Raw genomic sequence first — 22,766 nt, forward strand, 5'->3', positions numbered from 1 at the left:
GCCGCCCCTTGGAGTCGCAGGTCGGACGGGGTGGGCGGGGTCAGCCGTCGGCCTTGCGGCTGAGGTGTTCCCAGGCGCGGTACTCCGCGGTGCGGGCCTCGTCCATCTGCTGGACGAGGTCGTACGAGAGGCTGCCGACGATCAGCCGGCGCGGCGGCTCGGGCAGGTCCACGAGCTCCATGACGACGGGCGCGGCGTTGCTCGGCGGCGGGCCGGCGTCCTCGCCCCACATGGCGGCCAGCTCGGCCCGCAGCCCGTCGTAGAGCGGGTCGGGCTCGGTGGCCGTGGTGCCCAGCGTGAACAGGCCGGTGTCGTAGCCGCCCATCTGCAGGTTGGTGACCTTGACGCCGAACGGCGCGAGCTCCATGGCCAGCGCCTGGGTGATCGAGTCGAGCGCCGACTTGCCGGCCGCGTACAGGCCGACCGAGGCGACGCCGCCGCCCGCGCCCATCGAGGTGACCTGGAGGATGTGCCCCGACCCCTGGGCCCGCAGGTACGGCACCACCGCCTGGGTGACCCAGATCGCGCCGAACAGGTTGACGTCGAAGTGCGCCCTGATCTGCTCCTCCGTGGCCTCCTCCAGCATGCCGATCAGCATGCCGCCGGCGTTGTTGACCACGACGTCGAGCCTGCCGAACGCGGCCGCCGCCTTGTCCACGCCCGCCCGCACCGCGGCGCGGTCGGAGACGTCGAGCGGCAGCCGGACGAGCGAGCCCGGGTGCCGGGCCTCCAGCTCGGCCAGCGGGCCGACGTCGCGGGCGGCGGCCACGACCCGGTCGCCCCTGTCCAGGGCCGCTTCGGTGAACGCCCGGCCCAGCCCGCGGGACGCACCCGTGACGAACCACACGCGCATGCGCTCTCGCCTCCTTTTCAATCCAAGACGAGACGGCCCGTCTCGCCACATGTCCATTAGTGTGCCACCAAGACGGGGCGACTTGTCAAGACGAACCGTATCGTCTCGTTTATGGGCTATGATGGCCGGCGTGAAGAAACCCGATCCCGCGCGCCGCAGCGAGCGCTCCCGGCAGGCGATCCTCCAGGCCGCCAGGGAGCTGGTGTCCGAGGTGGGTTACGCCAAGGTCTCCGTCGAGGCGATCGCCGCGCGGGCCGGCGTCGGCAAGCAGACGATCTACCGGTGGTGGCGGTCCAAGGGGGCCGTGGTCTTCGACTCCTTCCTCGCGCTGAGCGAGGGCGACCAGGGCGTGGTGCTGCCCGACACGGGCGACATCGAGGCCGACCTGAAGACCGTCATGCGGGCCACCGTGGCGGAGTTCGCCGACCCCGGCTTCGAGGCGCCGATCCGGGCGCTCAACCTGGAGATCGTCGGCGACCCCGAGCTGGCCGCCCAGTACCGCGAGAAGCTGGCCGGCCCGGTCGACGAGGGCAAGAAGGCCCGCCTGCGCAGCGCCCAGCGGGCCGGCCAGATCGCCCCCGACGCCGACCTCGACCTCGCGCTCGAACTGCTCTACGCCCCCCTCTATCAGCGCTGGCTGCTGCGCTCCGGCCCGCTCACCCCGCAGTACGCCGACGCGCTGGTCGACCTGGCGCTCAAGGCCCTGCGTCCCTGAGCCACGGCCGGGTCCCCGGGTCTCACAGGGCCCGCAGCAGGTCGGCCAGCGCCTGGAGCACGGCGTCGCGCCGTTCCTCGTGCAGCCAGCCGTGCCCGGCGTCGTCCAGCACCCGGTGCTCGCCGCGCGGGAAGGAGGCGGCCAGCTCGGCGTGCAGGGCGAGCTTGCCGGCGTTGATCTCCCGCAGCACGTCCTCCGGCCAGAGCTGGGACTGGGTGGCGTCCGCCCCCATGGCCGACAGCACGATCACCGGCACGTCGGGCGCCGGCGGCGCGGCCCTGAACTCCTCGGAGACCTCGTCGTAGAGGTTGCGGCCCTCCAGCCAACCGGTGCGCCAGGCGGTGAGGTGGTGCTCGACCAGGGCCTCGCGCACGCCGTCCGGCCAGGCGGCCAGCAGCTGCTCGACGGCCGGACGCGCGGCGTCGAGCTGCTCCGGCGTCGGCTCCGGGAGCGCCTGTTCCTGCATCCGGTCGAGCATCTCGCGTGCCTGGCGGGGCGCGCGGGCGGCCATGTCCTCGTGGAAGGGGTCGAGCAGCAGCAGCGCCGCGACGTCGCCGGGGAAGCGGCGGGCGTAGTGGCGCGCGTACGCGCCGCCCAGGGAGTGCCCGGCCAGTACGTACGGGCCGCGCACCCCCGCCGCCCGCAGCGCCTCACGCAGCTCGTCGGTCACCTCGGCCGCGGTGCGGGGCAGCTCGACCGGCTCGCTCCAGCCGGTGCCCGCGCGGTCGTAGAGCACGCTGGTCGTCAGCTCGGCGGCACGGTCGTGCACGTTGAGGTAGTCCAGGCCGACGACTCCGGCGCCGGGCAGGAACACCACGGGCGGGCCGCCGGTGCCCGAGCGGTGCAGCATGATCCGGCGGCCGGCGACGTCGTGCAGCCGGCCCAGCGGAGGGGCGTCCAGGGCGTGGTCGGTCATGATTCATCCTTTCTCAGGTTTGAGAAAGGTAGCAGGTGTGAGATCGTACGTCCATGGACACGGTGGACCTGCTTCTGCACCCCGTACGGCTGCGCATCGTGCACGCCATGGCGGGCGGCCGCACGCTCACCACCTCCGGCCTGTGCGACCTGCTGCCCGATGTCTCCAAGGCGACCGTCTACCGGCACGTCGGCCTGCTGGCCGAGGGCGGCCTGCTCGATGTGGAGGGCGAGCAGCGGGTACGCGGGGCCGTCGAGCGCCGCTACCGGCTACGCCCGGCGCGGGCGGCCATCGACGCCGAGACCGCCGCGTCGGCCTCGCGGGACGACCACCGCCGCGCGTTCGCCGTGGCCATGGCGGCCCTGCTCGCCGAGTTCGGCGCCTACCTCGACCGCGACCAGGCCGATCCGGCCGCCGACCTGGTCGGCTACCGCCAGCACGCGATCTGGCTCAGCCCGGACGAGCGCGCCGCGCTGATCGCCGACCTGCGCGCCGCGCTCCTGCCCAGGATCGCCAACCCGCCCACGCCAGAGCGCACCCGCCACCTGATCAGCCCGATCCTGTTCCCGGCAGAGGAGCCGTCCACCTGAGCCCCCGGATGACTTCACCGGTAGCCGGTCAGGCCGTCCGCCAGCTGTTCCTCGTCGCCGTCTCGATGCGCGGACAGGGCCTGCTGCAGGGCGAAGGACGCGCGGATGACGGCGATGCGGGCGGCCATCGTGCCGTCCGTCCAGCCTCCCAGCGTGAGCACCCGATTCAGGAAGGCCGGGCCGTGGCCGGCCCCGACGGCCGCGAGGTCCTCGGCGGGATCACCGATCGTGACCTCGTCCCAATCGATCACCCCGCTGAGCACCGGCAGTCCGTCGCCGTGCTCCCACAGGACGTTCTCCGCGCCGAGGTCGCCATGGACCACGGCGTCGGTGAGGTGGGGAAGGCTGTCGAGCGCCGCGAGCTCTCGCTCGGCTCGCTGACGCCCGCGATCGGACATGAGGCCGAACAGCTCGGCGCGGACGCCCGCCGTGAACTGCCGCCATCGATCCTGTGGTGCCGGCAGGGCCGCTCGCACGTCGTCCTCGGCGCCGATCCTGGCCAGCTCGGTGAGCAGCGTGACGTACTGCGCCGCCACGGCCTCGGCCACCCGGGGGTCTTCGAGCACTTCGGCCTCCAGCGGGGCACCGGGAACGCGGCTGAGGACCAGGAACCGCGGCTGGTCCGCGCCGGGAGTGCCGGCCTGCGGCAATGGCCGAGGCGTGCGGAAGCCGAGCTCGAATCCGGCGAGCAGGCGCAGGACGGCGGCCCGCTGCGGCAGCCGGGCGGCCGCGGCCTCGGTGCGCGGCAGGCACACGACACGATCCGGGCCGATCACCACCTGATGGAACTGCCCTTGACGGACGGTGAGTTCCTCCGGTTCGACGCCCGGCAGCAGCCGGCTCAGCAGAGCGCGATTCGTCTGCAGGATCTGCATGAGAGGCGAACTGTCCTTTCCTCGGGCAGGCGATGCACGTGAGGCTGCGTCACCCTGCCTCGCGAGCGCTGGTCGAACCTGATCAACCCCATCAAAGCGGCACGGGCACCGTAGGCGCCAATCGTTTCCGTCACCGCACTAGCGGGGCGGCGCGAGGGCCGTGAACCGTTCGTGGGCGGCCTCGTCGCCCAGCCGGTCGAGGGCGGCCAGCCAGCACGCCCCGGCCGTGGCGTCGCGGGCGGTCCTCACCTGCCGCCCGGCCAGCCGGGCCAGGACGGCGGCGCGTACCGGGCCGTCCGTGGTCAGCACGCCGCCCGCCAGCACCAGCGGCCCGTCGCCGGACAGCCGGGCCGCCGTCGCGGTCAGCCGCCGGGCGGCCTCGGCGACGATGCCTGCCGCGCGCTCGTCCCCCGCGGCGGCCGCCCGCGACACCAGCGGCGCGGCGGCGGCCACGAGCATCCGGTCGGCCTGGGCCAGCCGGACGATGCGGTCCGCCCGCCGCCGCGGCTCGCCCGCCACCCCGAAGTGCGCACTCACCAGATCCACCAGCGGCTCGTACGCCAGGCCCGCGCCCGGAGCACGGCCCATGCGGCCCTCGGCGCGGTCCCGGGTGTGGTCCGGATGGTCCGGAAGGCGGACTTCGGGGTCGTCGCCGGGGCGGTCCAGGGCGCGGACGGCGGCGCGCACGCCCGCCCGGCCGATCCAGAACCCGCCGCCCTCGTCGCCCAGCAGCCAGCCGAGCCCGTCGGCCACCGCGGTCACCGTCCGGCCGGAGAAGCGGGCCGCCGCGGCGCCCGTCCCGGCGAGCAGCAGCGTGCCGGACGGCGCGGCGGTCCCGGCCGCGTAGGCGATCTCCACGTCGCCGACCATGCGCGGCGGCACGGCGATGCCGCACTCGGCCCACGTCCGGCCCAGCGTCGCGGCGAAGGCGTCGTCGCCGCCCGCGACGCCGGCCACCGAGGCGGCCACCAGCGCCGGGTCCAGGCCGTCGAGCGCGCGGCGCAGGGCCTGCCCGATCGCCAGGCGGGCCGCCGCGGGCCCGTGCGCGGCCGGGTTGCCGGGGCCGGCGGTGCCGTGCCCGAGCCTGGTGCCGTCCGCCGCGTGGACGGCGGCGCGGGTGGTGGTGCCGCCGGCGTCCACCCCGGCGAAGAGCATCACCGGACCAGCCGCGCCGCGCCGGGCGCGAGCGTGAGGGTGGCGCCGCACGCCTGGTAGGAGCCGGTCGCCGGGTCGAACGCCTGCGTGATCCGGTCGAGCGTGACCTCCACCGGCCGGTCGAAGCGGGCGTTGCAGACCAGCCGCCGCTCGCCGTAGTGGCCGACCAGGACGTCGCCGGCGTGCTCGGCCGACGTCCACCCGGTCAGCTCGGCCGCCACCGGGCGCAGCCAGCGGGTGTTGAGGTCGCGCACGACGCCGTAGCGCTCGGTCGGCACGCCGTCACCGCCGATGAGCGCCGGCTGGAAGCCCTCGCCGCGCGCCGGGTCGGGCGTCCAGTAGGTGAAGTACTGGATGCCGGTGTACCCGTAGGCCAGGGCGGTGTTGACCTGCCAGGCCAGCTCGGCGGCCGACGGCTCGCGGTGGCCGTCGTAGGCCAGCGTCTGGACGTACATCCAGGCCGGCAGCCCGGCCCGGCGGGCGTGCTCGCGCACGGTGGCCAGGTCGGCGAAGTAGCCCTCGTCGAACCCGCCGGCCAGGAACGGGTACCGGTCGAAGGAGAGCACGTCCGGGCGGACGACCCGGGCGAACTCCCCCACGTACGCGTCGTAGGGGCCGGTGGCGTGGCTCGGCAGCAGGTTGGCGTAGGCGAACGCGCCGGCCGCCCGCGCGGCGGCGACCCCGGCCGCCAGCCGCGGGAACTGCTCGGCCACCGGCTCGTCCATGAGGCTGAGGCCGCGGAAGGAGCGGAACGGGCGGTAGTCCTCGACGACCTGGGCGATCAGCGGCGCCGGATCCACGTCCAGGTCGCGCATGAGCACGTCCACCCGCGGGTCCGAGGCGACCAGCATGCCGAGCCCGGCCTCCTCGGCGCGGGCCAGGGCGTGCCGCAGGATGACCCGGTCGCTCAGGTAGTTGCCGGTGATGACCAGGTCGATCCCGGCCTCGGCGATCTCCCGGTAGCGGGCGGCCGTCGTCTCGTGCGGCGGGGGCGGCCAGAAGGCGGCGATCGTCAGGCTCACAGCGCGCCCGTCCTGATCCGGCCGGCGTAGCGGGCCGCGAGGGCGTCGTTGTGCGCGTCGGAGCCGGGGATGTTGGCCGACAGGTAGACCGGTGGGACCGTGCCGTCCGCCTGGAGCTTGCCGATCGCCTCGGCCACCATCAGCTGCACGATCAGTGCCGAGGTGATCGAGGAGATGCCGCAGACCGGGCCGTGCCCGGTCGGCAGGACGGCGTCGCCGTACGGGGCCAGGTTGTCGATCACGATGTCGGCCAGCTCGAACAGCCGCTCCCCCGACGGATGCCGCGAGGTGATGGCGGTCGAGTGGGCCAGCGAGGTGATCGCGACGAGCGGCAGGCCGCGCTCCTTGACCAGCCGGGCCATCTCCACGGTCGAGCCGTTGCCGCCGGAGTTGGAGGCGATCACGAACGCGTCGGAGTCCTCCACCGTGTGCAGGGCCAGCACCTGGTGGGCGGTGCGCGGGTCGCGCTCGGCCAGCGGGTCGAACTCGCCGGGATCGGCCGAGCCCAGCACCACCGGGTCGCGCAGGGTGAGCCGGTTGGTCGGGATGAGCCCGCCCGCGCGCCCCGCGACCTCCAGCGCCACCGCCTCCGAATGTCCCGTGCCGTAGGCGTGCAGGACGCCTCCGGCGCGCACGGTCGCCGCGACCAGCGAGCCCGCGCGCCTGATGGCGGGCAACTGCTCGGCCGTCAACCGGTCCAGCCGCGAGCGCGTCTCGTCGGCGAAGGCCATCACAAGATCCATCAAACTGTCCTCAACGGTTCATGCCGGCGGTGAGCCCGGCGACGATCTGGCGCGTGGCCAGGACGAAGAGCACGACCAGGGGGATCGTCGTCATCACCAGGCCGGCGAAGAGCGTGCCCCAGTCGTTCTGGAACTGGCCGAAGAAGTGGGTGAGGCCGACCGGCAGGGTCAGCTTGCTCTCGTCCCGCATCAGGACCAGGGGGTAGAAGAAGTCATTCCAGATCGGCACGAACTGGAAGACCACCACGGTCGCCAGCGCGGGCCGTACCAGCGGCAGCATCACGTGCCAGAAGGTGGCGAACGGTCCCGCGCCGTCCAGGGCGGCGGCCTCGTCCAGCTCGTGCGGGAGCTGGCGGAAGAACGCGGTCAGCACGAACACGTTGAACGGCACCGACCCGGCCGCGTAGACCAGCACCAGCCCGGCCAGCGAGTCCACCAGCCCCATGCTCTCCAGCAGGTAGAACAGCGGCAGCACGCCCAGGTGGGCGGGCAGCGTCATGCCCGAGACGAAGTAGGCGGCGAACAGCCCGCGCCCCCGGAACTCCCGGCGCCCCAGCGGGTACGCCGCCAGCAACGACACCGCCGCCCCCAGCAGCACCGAGCAGACCACGACGATCGCCGAGTTCACCACGTACGTGGAGAAGGAGGCGTCGGTCCAGGCCTTGGCGTAGTTGCCGAGCCCGCTGGGCCAGCCGAGCGGCTGGTCGAAGATCTCGCTGGTCGGCCGGAGCGAGCTGAGCAGCATGACGAGCAGCGGCGACATGGAGAGGACGGCGTAGCCCCACAGCAGGACCCGGATCGCCACGGCCTTCACGACTTCCTCCTCAGGACCCGTTCGAGCAGCAGCGTCGAGCCGAAGATGAAGGTGAACATGAAGACCGCCAGTGCCGAGGAGGTGCCCAGCGCGTTGACGTCGCCCGAGGCGAAGGCCGTCCGGTAGAACAGCAGGCCGAGCACGTCGGTCGCGCCCGCGGGGGCGCCGTTGGAGCCGCCCAGGGCGTAGACCAGGGCGAAGGTGCCCATGCTGCCGATGAAGCTGAGGATGGTAACGGTGGCCATGGCCGGCTTGAGCAGCGGCAGCGTGACGCGCCAGAACACCTGCCAGGAGCCGGCTCCGTCGGTCCTGGCGGCCTCGGCGTACTCCTGCGGGATGCCGCCGAGCGCGGCGCTGAACAGCAACATGGGGAAGCCCACCCACTGCCAGCTGGTGATCAGGATGACGGTCGGCAGCGCGGTGTCGGGGTCGCCCAGCCACGGCATCGCCAGGCCCATCGGCTTGAGCAGCGCGTTGACCGGGCCGAAGGCCGGGCTGAGCAGCAGGGTCCACAGGTAGCCGATGACCAGCGGGTTGACCAGGTACGGCAGCGCGAACATGGTCTGCAGGGCGCGCTTGCCGCGCCGTACGCGGAACAGCGCCAGCGCGAAGGCCAGGCCGAGCGTGTTCTGCACCAGCATGGTGCCGGCGAAGAGCAGGAAGTTGTGCCCCAGCGCCGGCAGCAGCTGGTCCAGGAAGGCGCCCGACAGCAGGTTCGCGTAGTTGCCCAGCCCGGCCGGCTGGTCGCGCAGGGTGCCCTTCCAGGAGAAGAAGCTGTAGGTCAGCCCGGTGAACAGCGGATAGACCACGAACGCCGAGTACAGGAGGAAGGCGGGGATCAGGAACAGGTACGACGATCCCCGCCGCGCGGCTAGAGCCATGTGGCCACGCTCTTGTCGAGCTGCTCGGCGGCCTCCTTGGCGCTGATGCGGCCCAGCAGCATCTCCTGCAACGCCTTGGAGAACACGGTGGCCGAGGTCGGGTTGCCGTAGGCGAACTCGTTCATGAAGTAGGTGCCGCCGCGCTGGGCGAAGGTGGCGGAGACCTCGTTGAGCAGCGGGTCCTTGGAGGTGACGCCGGGCACGGCGGAGAAGATGCGCAAGGTGTCGGTGAAGAGCCGGCCGTAGTCCTTGGAGGCCAGCCAGGCGGCGAACTTCAGCGCCTCGGCCTTGTGCCTGGTCTTGACGTTGACGCCGTACGAGCCGTCGGTGAAGCCGGGCATGACGCCCTCCCCCTCGGGCGTGGGCGGCGTGAAGACGCCCAGGTCGACGCCCTTGGCGTGCTCGCCGAAGAAGTTCAGCTCCCACAGGCCGCCGGGGAACATGGCCGCCTTGCCGGAGGAGAACAGGATCTGCGCGTCGGTGTAGGAGACGCCGGCCACGTCGTCGGGGAAGTACGGCTTGAGCTTGTTGAGCTGGTCGATGCCCTCGACGAAGCGCGGATCGGCGAACTTCTTGCGCTTGGCCTTGACGTCGGCGATGAACGTGTCGCCGCCCCAGTGGGCGGTGCCGAAGATGCCGGCCACGATCGGCAACATCCAGTCGTCCTTGCCACCGAAGGCGAACGGCACGATGCCCTTGGCCTTGAGCTTGTCGGCCGCGGAGATCATGTCGGCGTACGTCTTCGGCGGGGTGAGGCCGTTGTCGGCGAAGATCTTCTTGTTGTAGATCACCTGGAGGGTCTGGACGGCGAACGGCACGCCGTAGACCTTGCCGTCCTTGTCGCCCTTGGCGTAGCGCAGGACCTTCTCGTCGTAGGCGGCCAGGCCGGGCACGTCCTTGGTGTCGAGCGGGAGCAGCCGTCCGGCCTCGACCAGCGGCTGGAGGTTGGCGCCGGCGCGCAGCCAGGCCAGGTCGGGGCCGCTGTCGCCGGCCAGGCCGGTGGACAGGATGGTGTCGTACTCGGTGGCCGTGGTGAAGGAGCGGGCGTCGACGTCGATGCCGGGGTGGAGCTTCTCGTACTCGGCGAACATCTTGTCGTAGTTCGCCTCGGGGCCCCAGCCCCAGACCGAGAGGGTGATCTTACCGGAATCGGCACTCGTCGTGGCGGAGGGGGCACAGGCGGTGACCGCCATCGCCAAGGCGACAGCGGCGGCGGCAAGGCGCATGGGGGCTCCTAGCGTGGGGGCAGGCGGTGCTTGCTGACCGCGTCGGTGGCCGCGGTGAGCAACTGGTTGCTGGTCTCGTGGGTGCGCTGGACGACGCCGATGTAGAGGCAGTCCAGGACGAGCATCTGGGTGTGGCGGGCGGCCACGCCGCCGGCGCGGAAGGGGGTGTCCTGCGCGGCGGTGGTCAGCACGATGTCGGCCACCTCGGCCAGCGGGCTGCGGGGGAAGTTGGTGACCGCGACGGTGGTGGCGCCGCGTTGCTTGGCGATGGCCAGCGGCTCGACCACTTCGGCCGTGGTGCCCGAGTGGGAGATCCCGAGCGCCACGTCGTCGCGGTCGCGGGCGTTGGCGCTGCAGACGGCGCTGTGCACGTCGGTCCACAAGGCGCCGGGGCGGCCGATGGCGTGCAGGCGCAGGTGCAGGTCCATGGCCACGCCCGCGCTGCCGGCGACCGCGAAGAAGTCGATGAACCGGGCCCGCACCAGGGCGTCGACCGCCCGGTCAACGGCTTCCAGGTCGAGCTGGGCCGCCGTCTCCTCCATGGCGCGCATGTCGCTGGCCAGCAGGCTGCGCAGCACCAGGCTCGCGGGGTCGTCCGGGGAGAAGGCGATCAGGCCCTGCTCGCGCGGGGCGGCGTCGTTGCGGCCCAGTTCGGCGGCGAGCGCCAGCCTGAGCTCGGGATAGCCGGCCAGGCCGAGCTGCCGGCAGAAGCGGGTGATGGTGGTGAGCGAGGTGCCGCACCGCTCCGCCAGCTCGCCGATGGTCGAGGCGGCCACGGTGGCGGGCTCGGCGAGGATCGTCTCGGCGATGCGCCGGTGGGTGGCCGTGAGGGTGGGCTCGATCCCTCGGATTCTGGCCAGGATCGGTGACATGGGAGGAACCCTCCCGCTTCCCGCAAGGTATGTCAATAGTTCACATTCAACGTCCAATGTTAGAAAATTTCCCTCTTGTGTGACTCGATGGGACTATGTCACTTTCGTGGCCATGCGCAACCTCCTCATGGCGCTGGTGCTCGGGAGCACCAGCCTGCTGCCCGCCCGCGCCGACGCCGTGGACATCCAGTTACTGGCCTTCAACGACTTCCACTCCGGCTTCCCGACCAGCTTCGCCATGACGCCGTCCGGGCCGGTCGAGGCGGGCGGGGCCGAGTACCTGGCCGCCCACATGGACCGGCTCCAGCGCGACAACCCCGACGGCACGCTGCGGCTCTCGGCCGGCGACAACTTCTCCTCCAGCACCATGAACGCCACCGCCCTGCACGACGAGCCGGGCATCCAGGCGCTCAACATGATGCGCCTGGACGCCTCCAGCGTCGGCAACCACGAGTTCGACGAGGGCATCGCCGAGTTCCGCCGGATGGAGAACGGCGGCTGCCACCCGATCGACGGCTGCGCGCTGCCGGGCTTCAAGGGCGCCGCGTTCCCCTACCTGGGCGCCAACATCGTCGACACCACCACCGGCAAGCCCGCGCTGACGCCCTACATCGTCAAGGAGGTCAAGGGCGTCAAGGTCGGCATCATCGGCGTCGACTACAAGAACGCGCTCAACGAGGCCCCCGGCCCCACCAAGCCGCTGGAGGGCCGCGACGAGGCCGAGGCGGTCAACACCTACACGGCCGAGCTCAAGGCCAAGGGCGTGCGGACGATCGTCGTCCTGATCCACCAGGGCGGCGGGCAGACCGGCGGCGGCCTGCCCAACGAGTGCAACAACCTGGCGGGGCCGATCAAGGACATCGTGCAGCGGTTCGACCCCGAGGTCGACGCCGTGATCTCCGGGCACACGCACAACCCGTACAACTGCCTGGTCAACGGCATCCCGGTCACGCAGACCTCCGCCCACACGCGCGAGCTCACCAAGGTCGTCCTGACCGTCGACCGGACGACCGGCAACCCGACCTCCGCCAAGGCCGAGAACATCACCGTCACCCACGACATCAAGCCCGACGCCCGGATCGCCGCCCTGCGCCGCAGGACCGACGAGCAGGCGCAGAAGCTGCTCGACCGGCCGGTCGGCCTGCTTGCCCGCGACCTGACCGCCCAGCGCAACGCCGCCGGCGAGTCCACCGTCGGCCACGCCCTGGCCGACGCCCGCCTGTTCGCCACCTCCGCCGCCGAGAACGGCGGCGCCCAGATCGCCGTCCAGCCGCCCTACGGCGGCGGCATCGGCGGCGACCTGATCGTCAACCCCACCGGCAACGAGATGTCGAACCTGGTGACACACGGCAAGGCGCTGCGCGTGCAGCCGTTCGCCAACATGCTCGTCACCATGACGCTCACCGGCGCCCAGCTCGAACGGCTGCTGGAGCAGCAGTGGTGCGGCCAGGGAACCGCGCGCGTGCTCGGCGTCTCGCAGGGACTCACCTACACCTACGACAACGCCAAGCCGGCCTGCGACCGCGTCGACCCGGCGAGCATCAAGCTCAACGGCGCCGTCGTCGACCCCGCCGCGAAGTACCGCCTGACCGCCAACTCCTTCGTCGCGACCGGCGGCGACGGCTTCTCGGTGCTGACGGAGGGCACCGAGCGGGTGGAGAAGGTCCGCGACATCGAGGCGTTCGAGTCCTACATCCGGGCCAAGAGCCCGCTGCCCGCCCCGGCCCTGAACCGGGTCACCCGGGTGAACTAGCCGTCCCCGTCCCGTCCGCCGTGCTCCCGGCGGGCGGGGTCGGCGGCCGTCAGCCGAACCCGGCGGACAGCAGCACGATCTCCGACATCGGCCGCTGCCTGCCGGTGAGCAGGACCCTCGGATGGAACGGGATGGAACGCCGCGGAACGCCCATGGTCTGAGGCGCCGTCGTCGACGGCGCCCGGATCATGAGGAGGTCAGATGCAGCTCTCCATACCGAGGAGGCTCGGCAGACGATCGCGGGCCGTCCTGGTGGCGGCCGTGGCGGCCGCCGCGCTGGCGGTAGCCGTACCGGCCCAGGCGGCGGCGCCGCCCAGCACGCACGCCATCGCCTGGGGGAAGGGCGGTTTCGGGCAGCTCGGCGACGGCGGCTACGCCGACCAGCAGCTCCCCGTCAAGGTACGCGCCGAGGAGCAGGGCTTCACCGAGGTCGCCGGCAGCCTCACCCACTCCCTGGCCATCGCGGCCGACGGCTCGGTCTGGGCCTGGGGGCAGAACAACAACGGCCAGCTCGGCGACGGCGGTCACACCGACAGCAACGTCCCGGTCAAGGTCCAGGGCCTGACCGGGGTCGCGGAGGTCGCGGCGGGCTGGGGGTTCAGCCTGGCGCGCACCGGCGACGGCCACGTCTGGGCCTGGGGGGTCAACAACTCCGGGCAGCTCGGCCTGGGCGCGTTCGGCGGCTCGTACGCCACCCCGCAGCTGCTCGGCGAGTTGCGCGGCATCACCCACATCGAGGCCGGCTGGTTCCACAGCATGGCGTTGCGGAACGACTTCAGCGTGCTGGTCTGGGGGGACAACTCGCGCGGCCAGCTCGGCGACGGCACGGGCGTGGCCAAGGCGAGCCCCACCGTGCTGCCCGGCCTGGGCGGCGAGAGCGGGCCGGTCTACGACATCGCCGCCGGGTTCTCCCACTCGCTGGCCGTCCGCTCCGACGGCACGCTGCTGGCCTGGGGCGCCAACAACTCCGGCCAGCTCGGCAACGGCACCACCTCCGTCACCGCGTCCTACAGCCCGGTGCACGTCGTCGGCAGGTACGGCCAGGTGCGCGCGGTGGCCGCGGGCTGCCGGCACAGCTACCTGGTGGACGGCTCGGGCAACGTGTGGGGCTGGGGCGACAACACCGAGGCCCAGGTGGCCTTCACCGGCGCGCTCGTCAAGCAGCCGCAGCTCGTCCCGGGCCTGTCGGACGTCAAGGACGTCGCGGCCGGCTGCGCCTTCGGCCTGGCCCTGACCGGCGGCGGCGAGGCGTACGGCTGGGGGCAGTACAACTCCGGCCAGACGGGCACCGGCGTCCCGGTGCCGATGCCGCCGCGGCCCAACGCGTGGGGGCCGGGGCTCACGTTCATCGCCGCCGGCGGCGACCACGGCCTGGCCATCCGCAAGACCGGCTGAACGCGGACGAGCCCGCGAATCTCACGGGCCGTCCGATGACATCTGCATCTGTTCGCCGCCGTCCTCCGGGGTGCAGGCTGAGGCCCTCGACATCCCCCGAGGAAGGCGGCGACGACCTCTCATGGCCCTGCCGCTCACCCTGACCCGGCCCCGGCGGCCGGGCGGCCTACCCTGGTCAGCCGGGGAACGTCGACGGGCGGTGGGCAGAGTGGCGGGCAGGGCGGAGTTCTGGCGGTCCGACCGGGTCGTCCGGCTGGCGCCGGTCGTCGCCGTCGTGTGCAGCTCCCTACTGCCGCTGCTGCAGGTGACGCTGTCGTTCGGCTACGAGGGCAACGACAGCCGCACCGGGCTGTGGAGCCTGGCCGCGACCGCGGCCTACCTCCCCCTGCACCTGCGCCACGTCTGGTACGCCGCCCACGCCCGCCGTCCGCCGGCCGGTCGCTGGACGTTCGCGGTCATGGCCGTCGTCGTGCTCGGCGTGACGCCCCTGGCCGGGAACATGTGGCCGCGGGCGTACGCGGGGCTCGTGGTGTCGGCCGTGCTGGTGCTGCCGGCGCCGTGGTCGTACCTGGTCTGCGTGACCCTGGTGGCGGCGGCCGCGCCGGTGGCGCTGCTGCTGGGCCTGCCGTGGCAGGTGGCGTCGTGGCCGATGTTCTCGGTGTTGTGCGGCGGCGGGGCGCTGCTGCTGCTCGTCTGGCTCGCCGCGGCCCTGACCCGGCTGCAGGCGGCCAGGGAGGCGCTGGCCCAGCAGGCGGTCGCGCAGGAGCGGCGGCGCATCGACGACGACCTGCGCCGTACGCTCGGCGGCGCGCTGGAGTCGATCGCCGCCCGCGGCGAGCGCGCGGCGGCGGCCCTGACCACCGGAAACACCTCTGGCAGCGACCCCGGCCCCTCCCCCGGGCTGGCGGCGGAGCTCGGGCGGCTCGCCGACGACTCGCGCCGCACGCTGGCCGAGGCCAGACGGCGGGTGCGCGGCTACCGGCAGCCGTCGCTGCGGGCCGAGCTGGAGACGGCCGCCACGCTGCTGTCGGCGGCGGGCGTGCCGACCCGCCTGGAGCTGCCCAGGCAGGGTGTCCCCGAGACGATCCCGCTCCGGCCGCGCGCGGCCCTGCGCGCCGCCGTCACCCGCCTGCTGCGCAGCGACGGCGTGCGCGCCTGCACGATCGCCGCCACCGTCGCGGGCGGCCGGGTACTGCTGGAGGTCCGCGCCGACGACGTGACCGAGACGATCGAGGTGCCGGCATGACCGCGCAGATCCCGCCGGCCTGGGTGCTGCGGCATCCGCACCGGCCTTTCGTCGCGCTGCACGTGCCGCTGGCCGCGCAGGTGCCGGTCTACATCGGCATGGGCATGGAGGGGCCGCCCGGGGACCCCGTCCTGGCGGGCCTGGGCGTCCTGGTGGCCCTCGCGCTCCAGCTCCGCCACAGCCTGGCCGCCTCCCGCGGCGCGCGCCCGGCGGGCTGGCCCTGGACCCTGGCGGCGCTCCTGCTGCTGGCGAACCTGCCCCTGTGGTGGCTCGCCACGCAGTGGGAGGCCGTGACCGTCTTCGCCCTGGCCTCGATCGTCATGCTGCTGCGCGGCCCCGCGCGGGCGGTGGCCGCCGTCGCGCAGGTCCTGCACCCCGCCGCGCTGGAGGTCGCGCAGATGTTGCGGGACGGCGACACGGTGCCGCACGCCCTGCTGCTGGCCGTCTACCCCGTGCTCGGCCTGGTCGTGTTCGGCGGGGCGCTGGTCGCCGGGGCCCGCCTGGTGCTGCTGCTGGAGGAGCTGGAGGCCACCCGGGCCGAGCTGGCCGCCGCCGCGGTCGGCGAGGAACGCGTCCGGGTCTCGCGCGACCTGCACGACCTGCTCGGCCAGAGCCTGTCGGCCATCTCCCTCAAGGGCGACCTGGCCCTGCGGCTGCTCGTCAAGGACGCCGGCGCGGCCCGTGCCGAGATCGAGAGCCTCACCGGAGTCGCCCGCGACGCCCTCAGGGACGTACGCGCGATCACCCGCGACGAGCTGGCCGTGTCGCTGGGCACCGAGATCGACGGCGCGGCGGCCCTGCTCGGCGCGGCCGGGGTCGACACCCGGCTCGACGTGGCCGCGCTGCCGCCGCTGTCCGGCCCGGCCCACGACGCGCTGGCGTGGGCCATCCGCGAGGGCACCACCAACCTGCTGCGGCACAGCGAGGCAACGACCTGCGCCATCACCGTGGCCCGCGGTGGCGGCACGGTACGGTTGGAGATCGTCAACGACGGCGTGCGCGGCGTCGGCGGGCCGGGGTCGGGGCTCGCCGGGGTGACCGAACGCGCCCGCGCGGCGTCCGGCTCGTCGTCCACCGCCGTCCACGACGGCCGTTTCCGGTTGTCGGTCGAGGTCCCCGAGGAAGGCCCGTGATCCGCGTACTGATCGCCGAGGACATGCACATGATCCGCTCGGCCCTGGTCGCCCTGCTCTCGCTGGAGGACGACATGGAGGTCGTGGCCGAGATCGAGCGCGGCGACGAGGTGCTGGCCGCCGCCCTCCGGGTACGCCCGGACGTCGCGGTGCTGGACATCGACATGCCCGGCCTGGACGGCCTGTCGGCCGCCGAGCAGCTGTCGCGACGGCTGCCGGACTGCCGCACGCTGGTGCTCACCGGGCTCAGCCAGCCGGGAAACCTGCTGCGCGCGCTGAAGGTGCACGCGCGGGGGTTCATCGTCAAGGACGCCCCCGCCCAGACCCTGACCGACGGCATCCGGCGCATCGCCCGCGGCGAACGGGTGATCGACCCCGAGCTGGTCGCCGCCGCCCTGGAGACCGGCAGCAGCCCGCTCACCGCCCGGGAGACCGAGGTGCTGCGCGCCGCCGCGTCCGGCATCCGCACCGCGCAGATCGCGACCCAGCTCTCGTTGTCGCAGGCCACCGTGCGCAACTACCTGTCGAACGCGATCAGCAAGGTCGGCGGGCGCAACCGCATCGACGCCATCCGCATCTCCCGCGACGCCGGCTGGCTCTGAGCCGGCGGGGTCTTCGGCCACGACCTCAGACCGCGTACTCCTTGAGCGGGAACGCGTCGTCGACGTCGTCCGGCATGGGCTCGTCCGGCGCCCCGAAGAACCAGCGGGCCGCGGCCCGGCCGTGCCGCTGGTTGCGCTCGACGTAGTCGCGCATCCGGTGCTCGTAGGCGGCCAGGCCCGTGGCGTGGTCGGGGGCCTCGGCCAGCTCCCCGGCCAGCACGTACGCGCCGATCAGGGCCTGTGAGGTGCCGCGGCCGGAGGTCGGCGCCGCGCAGTAGGCCGCGTCGCCCAGCAGGGTGACCCGGCCGTTCGTCCAGGTGTCCATCACGACCTGGCCGGAGGAGTCGAAGAAGAACTCCTCCGCCTCCCGCATGGCCGCCAGCAGCCGGGGCACCTCCCAGCCCGCTCCCGCGTAGTTCTCGGCCACCAGGCGTTCCTGCTGGGCTCGGTCGCGCCGGTCGTAGACGAGGTCGTCGGCGGCGAACGACAGGCCGACCCGCAGTTCGGTGTTGCCGTGGGCGGTGAAGGCGAGGGCGCTGCGGCCGGGGGTGTTGTGCATCAGGCCCGTGTCCCGCAGGTCCAGGATGTTGCCGGTGGTGAACAGCGCGCCGTAGATGCCGAGGTTGCGCACGTAGCGCGACTCGGGGCCGAAGGCGAGCGCGCGCACCCTGGAGTGCATCCCGTCAGCGCCGACCACCAGGTCGAACGTGCGCGGCGCGGCCTTCTCGAACCGCACCCGCACCTCCGCCGCGTCCTGGTCGATCGCGGTGACGGTGTCGTCGAACAGGTACTCGGCGGTGTCGCGGGTGGCCTCGTACAGGACCTTCGTGACGTCGGACTTGAGCACCTCCAGCTCGCCGGAGATCGCGGTGGCGGGCAGCACGGCGAGCGTGTCGCCGGCCTCGTCGACCAGCGTCATGGAGGTCATGGTGGTCGCGTGCCGGCGCATCTCGGCCAGCATGCCCATGCGCTCCAGCACGTCCAGGGCCGAGCCGCGGAAGTCGATGGCCGCGCCGCCGCCGCGCGGGGCCGGGGCGCGCTCGACGACGGTGACCTGGTGGCCGTGACGGTGCAGCCAGTAGGCAAAGGCGGGGCCGGCGACGCTGCCGCCGGAGATCAGGATCCGCATTGGAATGTCCTCTTTCGTCGGTGAACGCTCCACACCGTACGCAGATTTGGGCAAACGCGCAAGACGTGTGTCTAAGGCGCCCGTGCTAGGCTTCCGGCCATGGGAAATCGCGAAGACCTGCTGGCCGGGGCGCGGCGCTGCCTGGAGGAGAAGGGCTGGGGGCGCACCACCGTCCGCGACATCGCCACGGCGTCGGGCGTGAGCATGGCCGCCATCGGCTACCACTTCGGCTCACGCGAGGCGCTGCTCAACGCGGCCCTGGTCGAGGCCATGGGCGAATGGGGGGAGAAGGTCGGCGCGGCGCTGGCCGCCCTCGACGACCCAGGCAGGTCGCCCGCCGAGAGCTTCGAGGCGCTGTGGGAGCAGCTGATCGGCTCGATCAACGAGCACCGCACGCTGTGGCTGGCCAACCTGGAGGCGCTGGTCCAGGCCGAGCACTCGCCGGAGCTGCGCGAGCAGCTCGTGGCCGGTCAGCGCGAGGGGCGGCGGGGCATGGCCGCGCAGCTCACCGGGGTGCCGGAGGAGGAGATCGGCGACGGCGAGGTGCGCGCCGTCGGCTCGGTGCAGCTCGCGCTGCTGCTGGGGGTGATGGCCCAGTGGCTCAACGACCCGCAGGCCGCGCCCTCGGCCGCCGACGTGGTCGCGGGGCTGCGAGCCGTCACCACCCGGTTCGGGCTGGTCAGGTGAGGGAGGCGACGATCACCCGGGTGGCCTCGGCGATCAGCGCCTCCCTGGGCGGCGTGCCGTAGCCGGGGCGGTCGGTCATGACGGCCACCACCAGCGGCGCCGCGCCCGGCGGCCACACCACGGCGATGTCGTTGGCCCTGCCGTAGTTGCCGGTCCCGGTCTTGTGCGCCGGCTTCCAGCCCTTGGGCAGGCCCGCCTTGACGCGCGCCGCGCCGGTGGTCGTCCGCAGGAGCCAGTCTTCGAGCAGCGCGCGCTTGGCCGGGGACAGCACGTCGCCGAGCAGGATCTCCCGGTAGTCGGCGGCGATCGCGCGGGGGGTGGTGGTGTCGCGCGGGCTCTTCGGGCCCATCCTGTTGAGCTCGGGCTCGTAGTGGTCGACGCGGCTGACCCGGTCGCCCAGCCCGCGCAGGAAGGCGGTGAGCCGGGCCGGGCCGCCGACGTCGCGCATCAGCAGGTTGCCCGCGGTGCCGTCGCTGTGGCGGATGGCGGCGTCGCAGAGCTGCCGGACGGTCATGCCGGTGGCGACGTGCTGCCGGGTGATCGGTGAGATGGAGTCGATGTCGGCCCAGGTGTAGGTGACGCGGTCGTCCAGGTGGCCGAGCGGGTTGTGGTGCAGGACCGCGGCCGCGGCCAGGGCCTTGAAGGTGGAGCAGAACGCGAAGCGCTCGTCGGCGCGGTGGGCCAGCGTGGCGCCGGTGCCGGTGGCCAGCGCGTACACGCCGAGGCGGGCGCCGTGCCGGCGTTCGAGCGCGGCCAGGCGCGCCACCGCCGACGGCCTCGCGCCGGGCGTCGCCGGGGACGGTGACGCGGGTGGCGTTCCCCGCGCGGGCGGCTCGGTCGTCCGGCGGACGTCGGCGCCGCAGGCCGCCAGCGGCAGCAGGGCGGCAGCCGTCAGCAGGGCACGCCGGGACTGCTCGTAGGACATTCGGTGCTACCTGCTCCCCCGCCGGTCGATCTTCCCGGCACCACCCTAGGCGTGCTGCCAGGTCAAGGCCGCCATTGCCAACCTTTGAATGGCCGTTTAATATCCTGAACGTGCCATCAGGAGAGCGGACGTTCGTCGAGGAGAACCGGCGGGCCCAGATCATCGACTGCGCCGTCGAGGCTCTGGCGACGCTCGGATACCAGCAGGCGTCGATGGCGAAGATCGCCAAGCTCGCCGGCATCACGCCGGGCCTGATCGCCTACTACTTCGGCAGCAAGGACGAGCTGATCGAGGCGGTCGTCAGGCACGCGGTCAAGCTCGCCACCGACCTGATGGTGCCGCGCATCCTGGCGCAGACCACCGCCAGCGACGGGCTGCGCGTCTACTTCGAGACCAACCTCGAATTCATGCGGGTGCACCGCAAACCCCTGCTGGCGCTGGTCGAGATCATCACCCACGATCACGACGGGCCCTACGCGGGCCAGCAGGGCACCGCCATCGACGACATCGAGAAGCTGCTGGCGTGGGGCCAGCAGACCGGCGAGTTCCGGCAGTTCGAGCTGCGTCCGATGGCGATCGCGATCCGCGGCGCCATCGACGCCGTGCCGAGCTACGTGCTGAAGGACCCCGACTACGACCTCAGCGCCCTCGCCGCCGAACTGGCCACCATCTTCACCCTCGCCACCAGGAGGACCTCATGACGCCGGCGCTCGAGATCAGCGGGCTGACCAAGAGATTCGGTGACAAGGTCGCCGTCGACGCGATCCACCTCACCGTCCCCCAGGGGTCGTTCTTCGGGCTCGTCGGCCAGAACGGCGCCGGCAAGACCACCACCCTGTCCATGGCCGTCGGCCTGCTGCGCCCCGACGCGGGCGGCGCCACGATCTTCGGCCAGGACGTCTGGTCGGCCCCCGAGCGGGCCAAGGCCCTGGTCGGGGTGCTGCCCGACGGCATGGCCATGCCCGAGCGGCTGACCGGCCGCGAAGTGCTCACCTACCTCGGCCTGCTGCGCGGCCTGCCCAAGGACGAGGTGGCCCGGCGCGCCGACGAGCTGCTGGCCGTGCTGGAACTGGACGGCGCCGGCACGACGCTGGTCATCGAGTACTCCACCGGCATGCGCAAGAAGATCGGGCTGGCCACCGCGCTGCTGCACGCGCCCCGGCTGCTCGTGCTGGACGAGCCGTTCGAGGCGGTCGACCCGGTCTCGGCCGCCACGATCAAGCGGATCCTGCGCGGGTTCGTCGCCAACGGCGGCTCGATCGTGCTCTCCAGCCACGTCATGGCGCTGGTGGAGCAGCTCTGCGACCGGGTCGCGGTGATCGACAAGGGCACGGTCGCCGCGGCCGGCACCCTCGACGAGGTGCGCGGCGGCCGCTCGCTGGAGGACACCTTCGTCGCCCTCGTCGGCAACGACGACGCCGGCGTGAAGGAGCTGTCATGGCTGTCGCAGTGACCCCGCCGACCAGCTTGAACACCTTGGCCACCGTGACCACCATGGCCCGGATGAAGGTCGCGCTCCTGCGCCACGCCTTCCGGGGCACGCGGGCCCAGACCGCGGGCACGGGCGCCGCGCTGGGCGCGCTGCTCGCCGCCGGGACGATCTACCTGGCCTTCGCCGCCCCCGAGCTGCTGGCCGCCGCCTACGCGGTGTGGCTGCTGGGCTGGATGCTCGGCCCCGTCTTCATGGGCGGCGGCGACGAGACGCTGCGGCCGGAGTACTTCACGATGCTCGGCCTGCCGCCGCGCCGACTGGCGTCCGGGCTGCTGGTGGCGGCCTTCGTCGGCGTCGCGCCGCTGGTCAGCCTGACCGCGCTGCTCGGCCTGCCGATCGCGGGCGCGCGGCTCGGGCCGGCCAACGCCCTGGTGGCCGTGCCCGCGATGGCGTTGCAGCTCGCCGTGTTCGTGCTGCTGTCGAAGCTGGCGGTGGCGCTGGTCGGGCAGGCGCTGCGGTCCCGGGCGGGCGCGATCGCCTCCGGCGTGCTCAACGGCGCGATCCTGGCGGCGCTCGGCCAGATCTGGATCTTCTTCGTGGCGTTCGGCCAGACCGGCATGCCGTCGTTCGTCCGGTATCTGCCTTCCGGGTGGGGGCTGCTGGCCGTCCAGGGCGACTGGTGGGCGCTGGCCGCCCTGGCGCTCCTGGCCGTGCTGCTGCTCGGCGCGTGGGCGGTGCTGCTGGGCCGGCGCGCGGGGGCGACGCAGCGGTCCGGGCGTACCCGGCGCCCGATGACGGCCGCCACCGCCAACGGCGCGATCGTCGCCAAGGAGCTGCGCACCTGGTCACGTGACCTGGTCCGCAACCACCAGCTCACGTTCGCGCTGTCGTACGCCGTCTGCTTCGCCGCCGTCCCGCTGGTCGTCGGCTGGAACGGCATGCTGCCCTACGCGGGCCCGATCTTCGTCGTGATGGCCGCGGCCATGGCCGCCAACCAGTACGGCGCCGACGGCACCGCGCTCTGGCTGACCGTGATGACCCCCGGCGCGAGCGACGTGCGCGGCCGGCAACTGGCGTGGCTCACGGCGCAGACGCCGGTGGCGGCCGTGCTGACCGTGGCGTTCACCGCGATCACCGGCGGTCCGTGGCCGCTGGTCCTGGCGCTGCTGGCGGCCCTGCTGGGCGGCGCGGCCGGGCTGGTGCCGCTGATCTCGGTGTACGGGCTCGTGCCCGGCACCGACCCCCACCGCCGCGCCGGCAACCCGCTGCGCACCAGCGAGGACGACAGCGGCCTGACCGGGCTGGCCTACCTGACCCTCGCCCTGGTGGCCCTCACGGGACTGCCCGCGGCGCTGGTCGCCCTCCGGTACGGCTGGGCCGGGGTCGCCGTCGGCGTCCTGACGGGAGCGCTGTGCGTCTGGGGTCTCGGCCTGCTCGCCGAACGCCGCCTGCGTGCGCAGGGCCCCGAGCTGCTGGACCTGATGCGCACCGGCCGCAGGCAGCAGCCCGCCGTGGCCTCCCGCTTCGACCGGCTGTCCACGACGCAGCGCATGGTCACCTGGTGGTGCTTCGGCCTCGGCGCGATCCCGCTGGTGCCGCAGGGCATCCTCGCGGCCGTCTTCGTCTCCAACGACATGCTGCGCCACTCCTGGTTCCTGGCCACCTACATGCCGTCCGGGCTGCGCTATCCGGTCGCCGCCGGGTTCGTCCTGCTCGGCCTGGCGATGTACGGCCTGGGCCTGTGGATGATCAGGCCGCGACCCTCGCAGTAGGTTTTGACACCTCCTACGGCTAACCGCTAT

22 protein-coding genes and 1 pseudogene are annotated in these 22,766 nt (G+C 73.0%); 11 read left to right on the forward strand and 12 right to left on the reverse strand.

Annotation, left to right across the window (positions count from 1 at the left end; all coding sequences use genetic code 11):
• Nucleotides 1–40: 40 nt before the first annotated feature.
• On the reverse strand, nucleotides 41–853 hold the full coding sequence (locus ABZ459_RS33650) for an SDR family NAD(P)-dependent oxidoreductase (RefSeq protein ID WP_357979049.1): 813 nt from the start codon (nucleotides 851–853) through the stop codon (nucleotides 41–43).
• A 121-nt stretch (nucleotides 854–974) separates the two neighbouring features.
• On the opposite strand from ABZ459_RS33650, the gene ABZ459_RS33655 reads away from it, so the two are divergent.
• On the forward strand, nucleotides 975–1,568 hold the full coding sequence (locus ABZ459_RS33655; protein WP_357979288.1) for a TetR/AcrR family transcriptional regulator: 594 nt from the start codon (nucleotides 975–977) through the stop codon (nucleotides 1,566–1,568).
• A 22-nt stretch (nucleotides 1,569–1,590) separates the two neighbouring features.
• Here ABZ459_RS33655 and ABZ459_RS33660 read toward each other — a convergent pair whose 3' ends face one another.
• A complete protein-coding gene (locus ABZ459_RS33660) occupies nucleotides 1,591–2,484 on the reverse strand; it encodes an alpha/beta hydrolase (RefSeq protein WP_357979051.1) in 894 nt (297 codons plus the stop codon).
• 53 nt (nucleotides 2,485–2,537) lie between these two features.
• Here ABZ459_RS33660 and ABZ459_RS33665 point away from each other — a divergent pair, with 53 nt between their 5' ends.
• Nucleotides 2,538–3,074, forward strand: a complete 537-nt coding sequence (locus ABZ459_RS33665) for a helix-turn-helix domain-containing protein (RefSeq protein ID WP_357979053.1) — start codon at nucleotides 2,538–2,540, stop codon at nucleotides 3,072–3,074.
• A gap of 14 nt (nucleotides 3,075–3,088) precedes the next feature.
• Here the strand turns inward: ABZ459_RS33665 and vph are convergent.
• From vph to ABZ459_RS33705, 8 genes and pseudogenes are all read right to left on the reverse strand, one after another.
• Nucleotides 3,089–3,952, reverse strand: a pseudogene (gene vph, locus ABZ459_RS33670) (viomycin phosphotransferase); the annotation flags it as partial.
• 135 nt (nucleotides 3,953–4,087) lie between these two features.
• Nucleotides 4,088–5,104, reverse strand: a complete 1,017-nt coding sequence (locus ABZ459_RS33675) for a BadF/BadG/BcrA/BcrD ATPase family protein (RefSeq protein ID WP_357979055.1) — start codon at nucleotides 5,102–5,104, stop codon at nucleotides 4,088–4,090.
• Nucleotides 5,104–6,126, reverse strand: a complete 1,023-nt coding sequence (locus ABZ459_RS33680) for a hypothetical protein (protein WP_357979057.1) — start codon at nucleotides 6,124–6,126, stop codon at nucleotides 5,104–5,106. The genes ABZ459_RS33675 and ABZ459_RS33680 overlap by 1 nt, the downstream gene beginning before the upstream one ends.
• Nucleotides 6,123–6,869 carry an SIS domain-containing protein gene (locus tag ABZ459_RS33685; RefSeq protein ID WP_357979059.1) on the reverse strand — a complete coding sequence of 249 codons (747 nt, stop codon included), beginning with the start codon at nucleotides 6,867–6,869 and terminating at the stop codon, nucleotides 6,123–6,125. Before ABZ459_RS33685 ends, ABZ459_RS33680 begins: the two co-directional genes overlap by 4 nt.
• Before the next feature lie 10 nt (nucleotides 6,870–6,879).
• Nucleotides 6,880–7,683 (reverse strand): carbohydrate ABC transporter permease, encoded by an 804-nt coding sequence (locus ABZ459_RS33690; RefSeq protein WP_357979061.1) that lies wholly within the window; start codon nucleotides 7,681–7,683, stop codon nucleotides 6,880–6,882.
• On the reverse strand, nucleotides 7,680–8,564 hold the full coding sequence (locus ABZ459_RS33695; RefSeq protein ID WP_357979063.1) for a sugar ABC transporter permease: 885 nt from the start codon (nucleotides 8,562–8,564) through the stop codon (nucleotides 7,680–7,682). Before ABZ459_RS33695 ends, ABZ459_RS33690 begins: the two co-directional genes overlap by 4 nt.
• Nucleotides 8,555–9,790, reverse strand: coding sequence for an extracellular solute-binding protein (locus ABZ459_RS33700; RefSeq protein WP_357979065.1), 1,236 nt, complete (start codon nucleotides 9,788–9,790; stop codon nucleotides 8,555–8,557). Before ABZ459_RS33700 ends, ABZ459_RS33695 begins: the two co-directional genes overlap by 10 nt.
• An 8-nt stretch (nucleotides 9,791–9,798) precedes the next feature.
• Entirely contained in the window at nucleotides 9,799–10,662 is an 864-nt protein-coding gene (locus ABZ459_RS33705; protein WP_357979067.1) for a MurR/RpiR family transcriptional regulator, read from the reverse strand.
• A gap of 112 nt (nucleotides 10,663–10,774) precedes the next feature.
• On the opposite strand from ABZ459_RS33705, the gene ABZ459_RS33710 reads away from it, so the two are divergent.
• The 5 genes from ABZ459_RS33710 (at nucleotide 10,775) to ABZ459_RS33730 (ending at nucleotide 16,791) form a co-directional block, all read left to right on the forward strand.
• Entirely contained in the window at nucleotides 10,775–12,415 is a 1,641-nt protein-coding gene (locus ABZ459_RS33710; protein WP_357979070.1) for a bifunctional metallophosphatase/5'-nucleotidase, read from the forward strand.
• Between the two features lie 201 nt (nucleotides 12,416–12,616).
• On the forward strand, nucleotides 12,617–13,810 hold the full coding sequence (locus ABZ459_RS33715) for a hypothetical protein (protein WP_357979071.1): 1,194 nt from the start codon (nucleotides 12,617–12,619) through the stop codon (nucleotides 13,808–13,810).
• A gap of 199 nt (nucleotides 13,811–14,009) precedes the next feature.
• On the forward strand, nucleotides 14,010–15,056 hold the full coding sequence (locus ABZ459_RS33720) for a hypothetical protein (protein ID WP_357979073.1): 1,047 nt from the start codon (nucleotides 14,010–14,012) through the stop codon (nucleotides 15,054–15,056).
• On the forward strand, nucleotides 15,053–16,189 hold the full coding sequence (locus ABZ459_RS33725) for a histidine kinase (protein ID WP_357979075.1): 1,137 nt from the start codon (nucleotides 15,053–15,055) through the stop codon (nucleotides 16,187–16,189). Before ABZ459_RS33720 ends, ABZ459_RS33725 begins: the two co-directional genes overlap by 4 nt.
• Complete coding sequence (locus ABZ459_RS33730) at nucleotides 16,186–16,791, forward strand: response regulator transcription factor (protein WP_357979076.1); 606 nt, start codon at nucleotides 16,186–16,188, stop codon at nucleotides 16,789–16,791. Before ABZ459_RS33725 ends, ABZ459_RS33730 begins: the two co-directional genes overlap by 4 nt.
• Before the next feature lie 25 nt (nucleotides 16,792–16,816).
• Here the strand turns inward: ABZ459_RS33730 and ABZ459_RS33735 are convergent, their stop codons facing one another.
• Nucleotides 16,817–17,920 carry an FAD-dependent monooxygenase gene (locus ABZ459_RS33735; RefSeq protein ID WP_357979078.1) on the reverse strand — a complete coding sequence of 368 codons (1,104 nt, stop codon included), beginning with the start codon at nucleotides 17,918–17,920 and terminating at the stop codon, nucleotides 16,817–16,819.
• A gap of 99 nt (nucleotides 17,921–18,019) precedes the next feature.
• Here ABZ459_RS33735 and ABZ459_RS33740 point away from each other — a divergent pair, with 99 nt between their 5' ends.
• Nucleotides 18,020–18,607 (forward strand): helix-turn-helix domain-containing protein, encoded by a 588-nt coding sequence (locus ABZ459_RS33740; protein ID WP_357979080.1) that lies wholly within the window; start codon nucleotides 18,020–18,022, stop codon nucleotides 18,605–18,607.
• On the opposite strand, the gene bla is transcribed toward ABZ459_RS33740, so the two are convergent.
• Nucleotides 18,600–19,532 carry a class A beta-lactamase gene (bla, locus tag ABZ459_RS33745; RefSeq protein WP_357979081.1) on the reverse strand — a complete coding sequence of 311 codons (933 nt, stop codon included), beginning with the start codon at nucleotides 19,530–19,532 and terminating at the stop codon, nucleotides 18,600–18,602. The two genes, ABZ459_RS33740 and bla, sit on opposite strands and share 8 nt — an antisense overlap.
• A gap of 110 nt (nucleotides 19,533–19,642) precedes the next feature.
• Between bla and ABZ459_RS33750 the strand changes: the two genes are divergently transcribed.
• Genes ABZ459_RS33750 through ABZ459_RS33760 form a run of 3 tightly spaced genes read left to right on the forward strand, consistent with a single transcriptional unit; the run spans nucleotide 19,643 to nucleotide 22,736 of the window.
• Complete coding sequence (locus ABZ459_RS33750) at nucleotides 19,643–20,233, forward strand: TetR/AcrR family transcriptional regulator (RefSeq protein ID WP_357979083.1); 591 nt, start codon at nucleotides 19,643–19,645, stop codon at nucleotides 20,231–20,233.
• Nucleotides 20,230–20,985, forward strand: coding sequence for an ABC transporter ATP-binding protein (locus ABZ459_RS33755; RefSeq protein WP_357979085.1), 756 nt, complete (start codon nucleotides 20,230–20,232; stop codon nucleotides 20,983–20,985). The genes ABZ459_RS33750 and ABZ459_RS33755 overlap by 4 nt, the downstream gene beginning before the upstream one ends.
• Nucleotides 20,970–22,736 carry a hypothetical protein gene (locus ABZ459_RS33760; protein ID WP_357979087.1) on the forward strand — a complete coding sequence of 589 codons (1,767 nt, stop codon included), beginning with the start codon at nucleotides 20,970–20,972 and terminating at the stop codon, nucleotides 22,734–22,736. The genes ABZ459_RS33755 and ABZ459_RS33760 overlap by 16 nt, the downstream gene beginning before the upstream one ends.
• The last annotated feature ends 30 nt before the right edge of the window (nucleotides 22,737–22,766 follow it).

This window comes from Nonomuraea sp. NPDC005692 (assembly GCF_040631115.1).
In the GTDB taxonomy this organism is placed as follows: domain Bacteria; phylum Actinomycetota; class Actinomycetes; order Streptosporangiales; family Streptosporangiaceae; genus Nonomuraea.

Bases quoted from the DNA above. Each gene is read 5' to 3' on its own strand.
- ABZ459_RS33650 (WP_357979049.1), bottom strand. From the start codon at position 853: ATGCGCGTGTGGTTCGTCACGGGTGCGTCCCGCGGGCTGGGCCGGGCG.
- ABZ459_RS33655 (WP_357979288.1), top strand. From the start codon at position 975: ATGGCCGGCGTGAAGAAACCCGATCCCGCGCGCCGCAGCGAGCGCTCC.
- ABZ459_RS33660 (WP_357979051.1), bottom strand. From the start codon at position 2,484: ATGACCGACCACGCCCTGGACGCCCCTCCGCTGGGCCGGCTGCACGAC.
- ABZ459_RS33665 (WP_357979053.1), top strand. From the start codon at position 2,538: ATGGACACGGTGGACCTGCTTCTGCACCCCGTACGGCTGCGCATCGTG.
- ABZ459_RS33675 (WP_357979055.1), bottom strand. From the start codon at position 5,104: ATGCTCTTCGCCGGGGTGGACGCCGGCGGCACCACCACCCGCGCCGCC.
- ABZ459_RS33685 (WP_357979059.1), bottom strand. From the start codon at position 6,869: ATGGATCTTGTGATGGCCTTCGCCGACGAGACGCGCTCGCGGCTGGAC.
- ABZ459_RS33695 (WP_357979063.1), bottom strand. From the start codon at position 8,564: ATGGCTCTAGCCGCGCGGCGGGGATCGTCGTACCTGTTCCTGATCCCC.
- ABZ459_RS33700 (WP_357979065.1), bottom strand. From the start codon at position 9,790: ATGCGCCTTGCCGCCGCCGCTGTCGCCTTGGCGATGGCGGTCACCGCC.
- ABZ459_RS33705 (WP_357979067.1), bottom strand. From the start codon at position 10,662: ATGTCACCGATCCTGGCCAGAATCCGAGGGATCGAGCCCACCCTCACG.
- ABZ459_RS33710 (WP_357979070.1), top strand. From the start codon at position 10,775: ATGCGCAACCTCCTCATGGCGCTGGTGCTCGGGAGCACCAGCCTGCTG.
- ABZ459_RS33715 (WP_357979071.1), top strand. From the start codon at position 12,617: ATGCAGCTCTCCATACCGAGGAGGCTCGGCAGACGATCGCGGGCCGTC.
- ABZ459_RS33725 (WP_357979075.1), top strand. From the start codon at position 15,053: ATGACCGCGCAGATCCCGCCGGCCTGGGTGCTGCGGCATCCGCACCGG.
- ABZ459_RS33735 (WP_357979078.1), bottom strand. From the start codon at position 17,920: ATGCGGATCCTGATCTCCGGCGGCAGCGTCGCCGGCCCCGCCTTTGCC.
- ABZ459_RS33740 (WP_357979080.1), top strand. From the start codon at position 18,020: ATGGGAAATCGCGAAGACCTGCTGGCCGGGGCGCGGCGCTGCCTGGAG.
- bla (WP_357979081.1), bottom strand. From the start codon at position 19,532: ATGTCCTACGAGCAGTCCCGGCGTGCCCTGCTGACGGCTGCCGCCCTG.
- ABZ459_RS33755 (WP_357979085.1), top strand. From the start codon at position 20,230: ATGACGCCGGCGCTCGAGATCAGCGGGCTGACCAAGAGATTCGGTGAC.
- ABZ459_RS33760 (WP_357979087.1), top strand. From the start codon at position 20,970: ATGGCTGTCGCAGTGACCCCGCCGACCAGCTTGAACACCTTGGCCACC.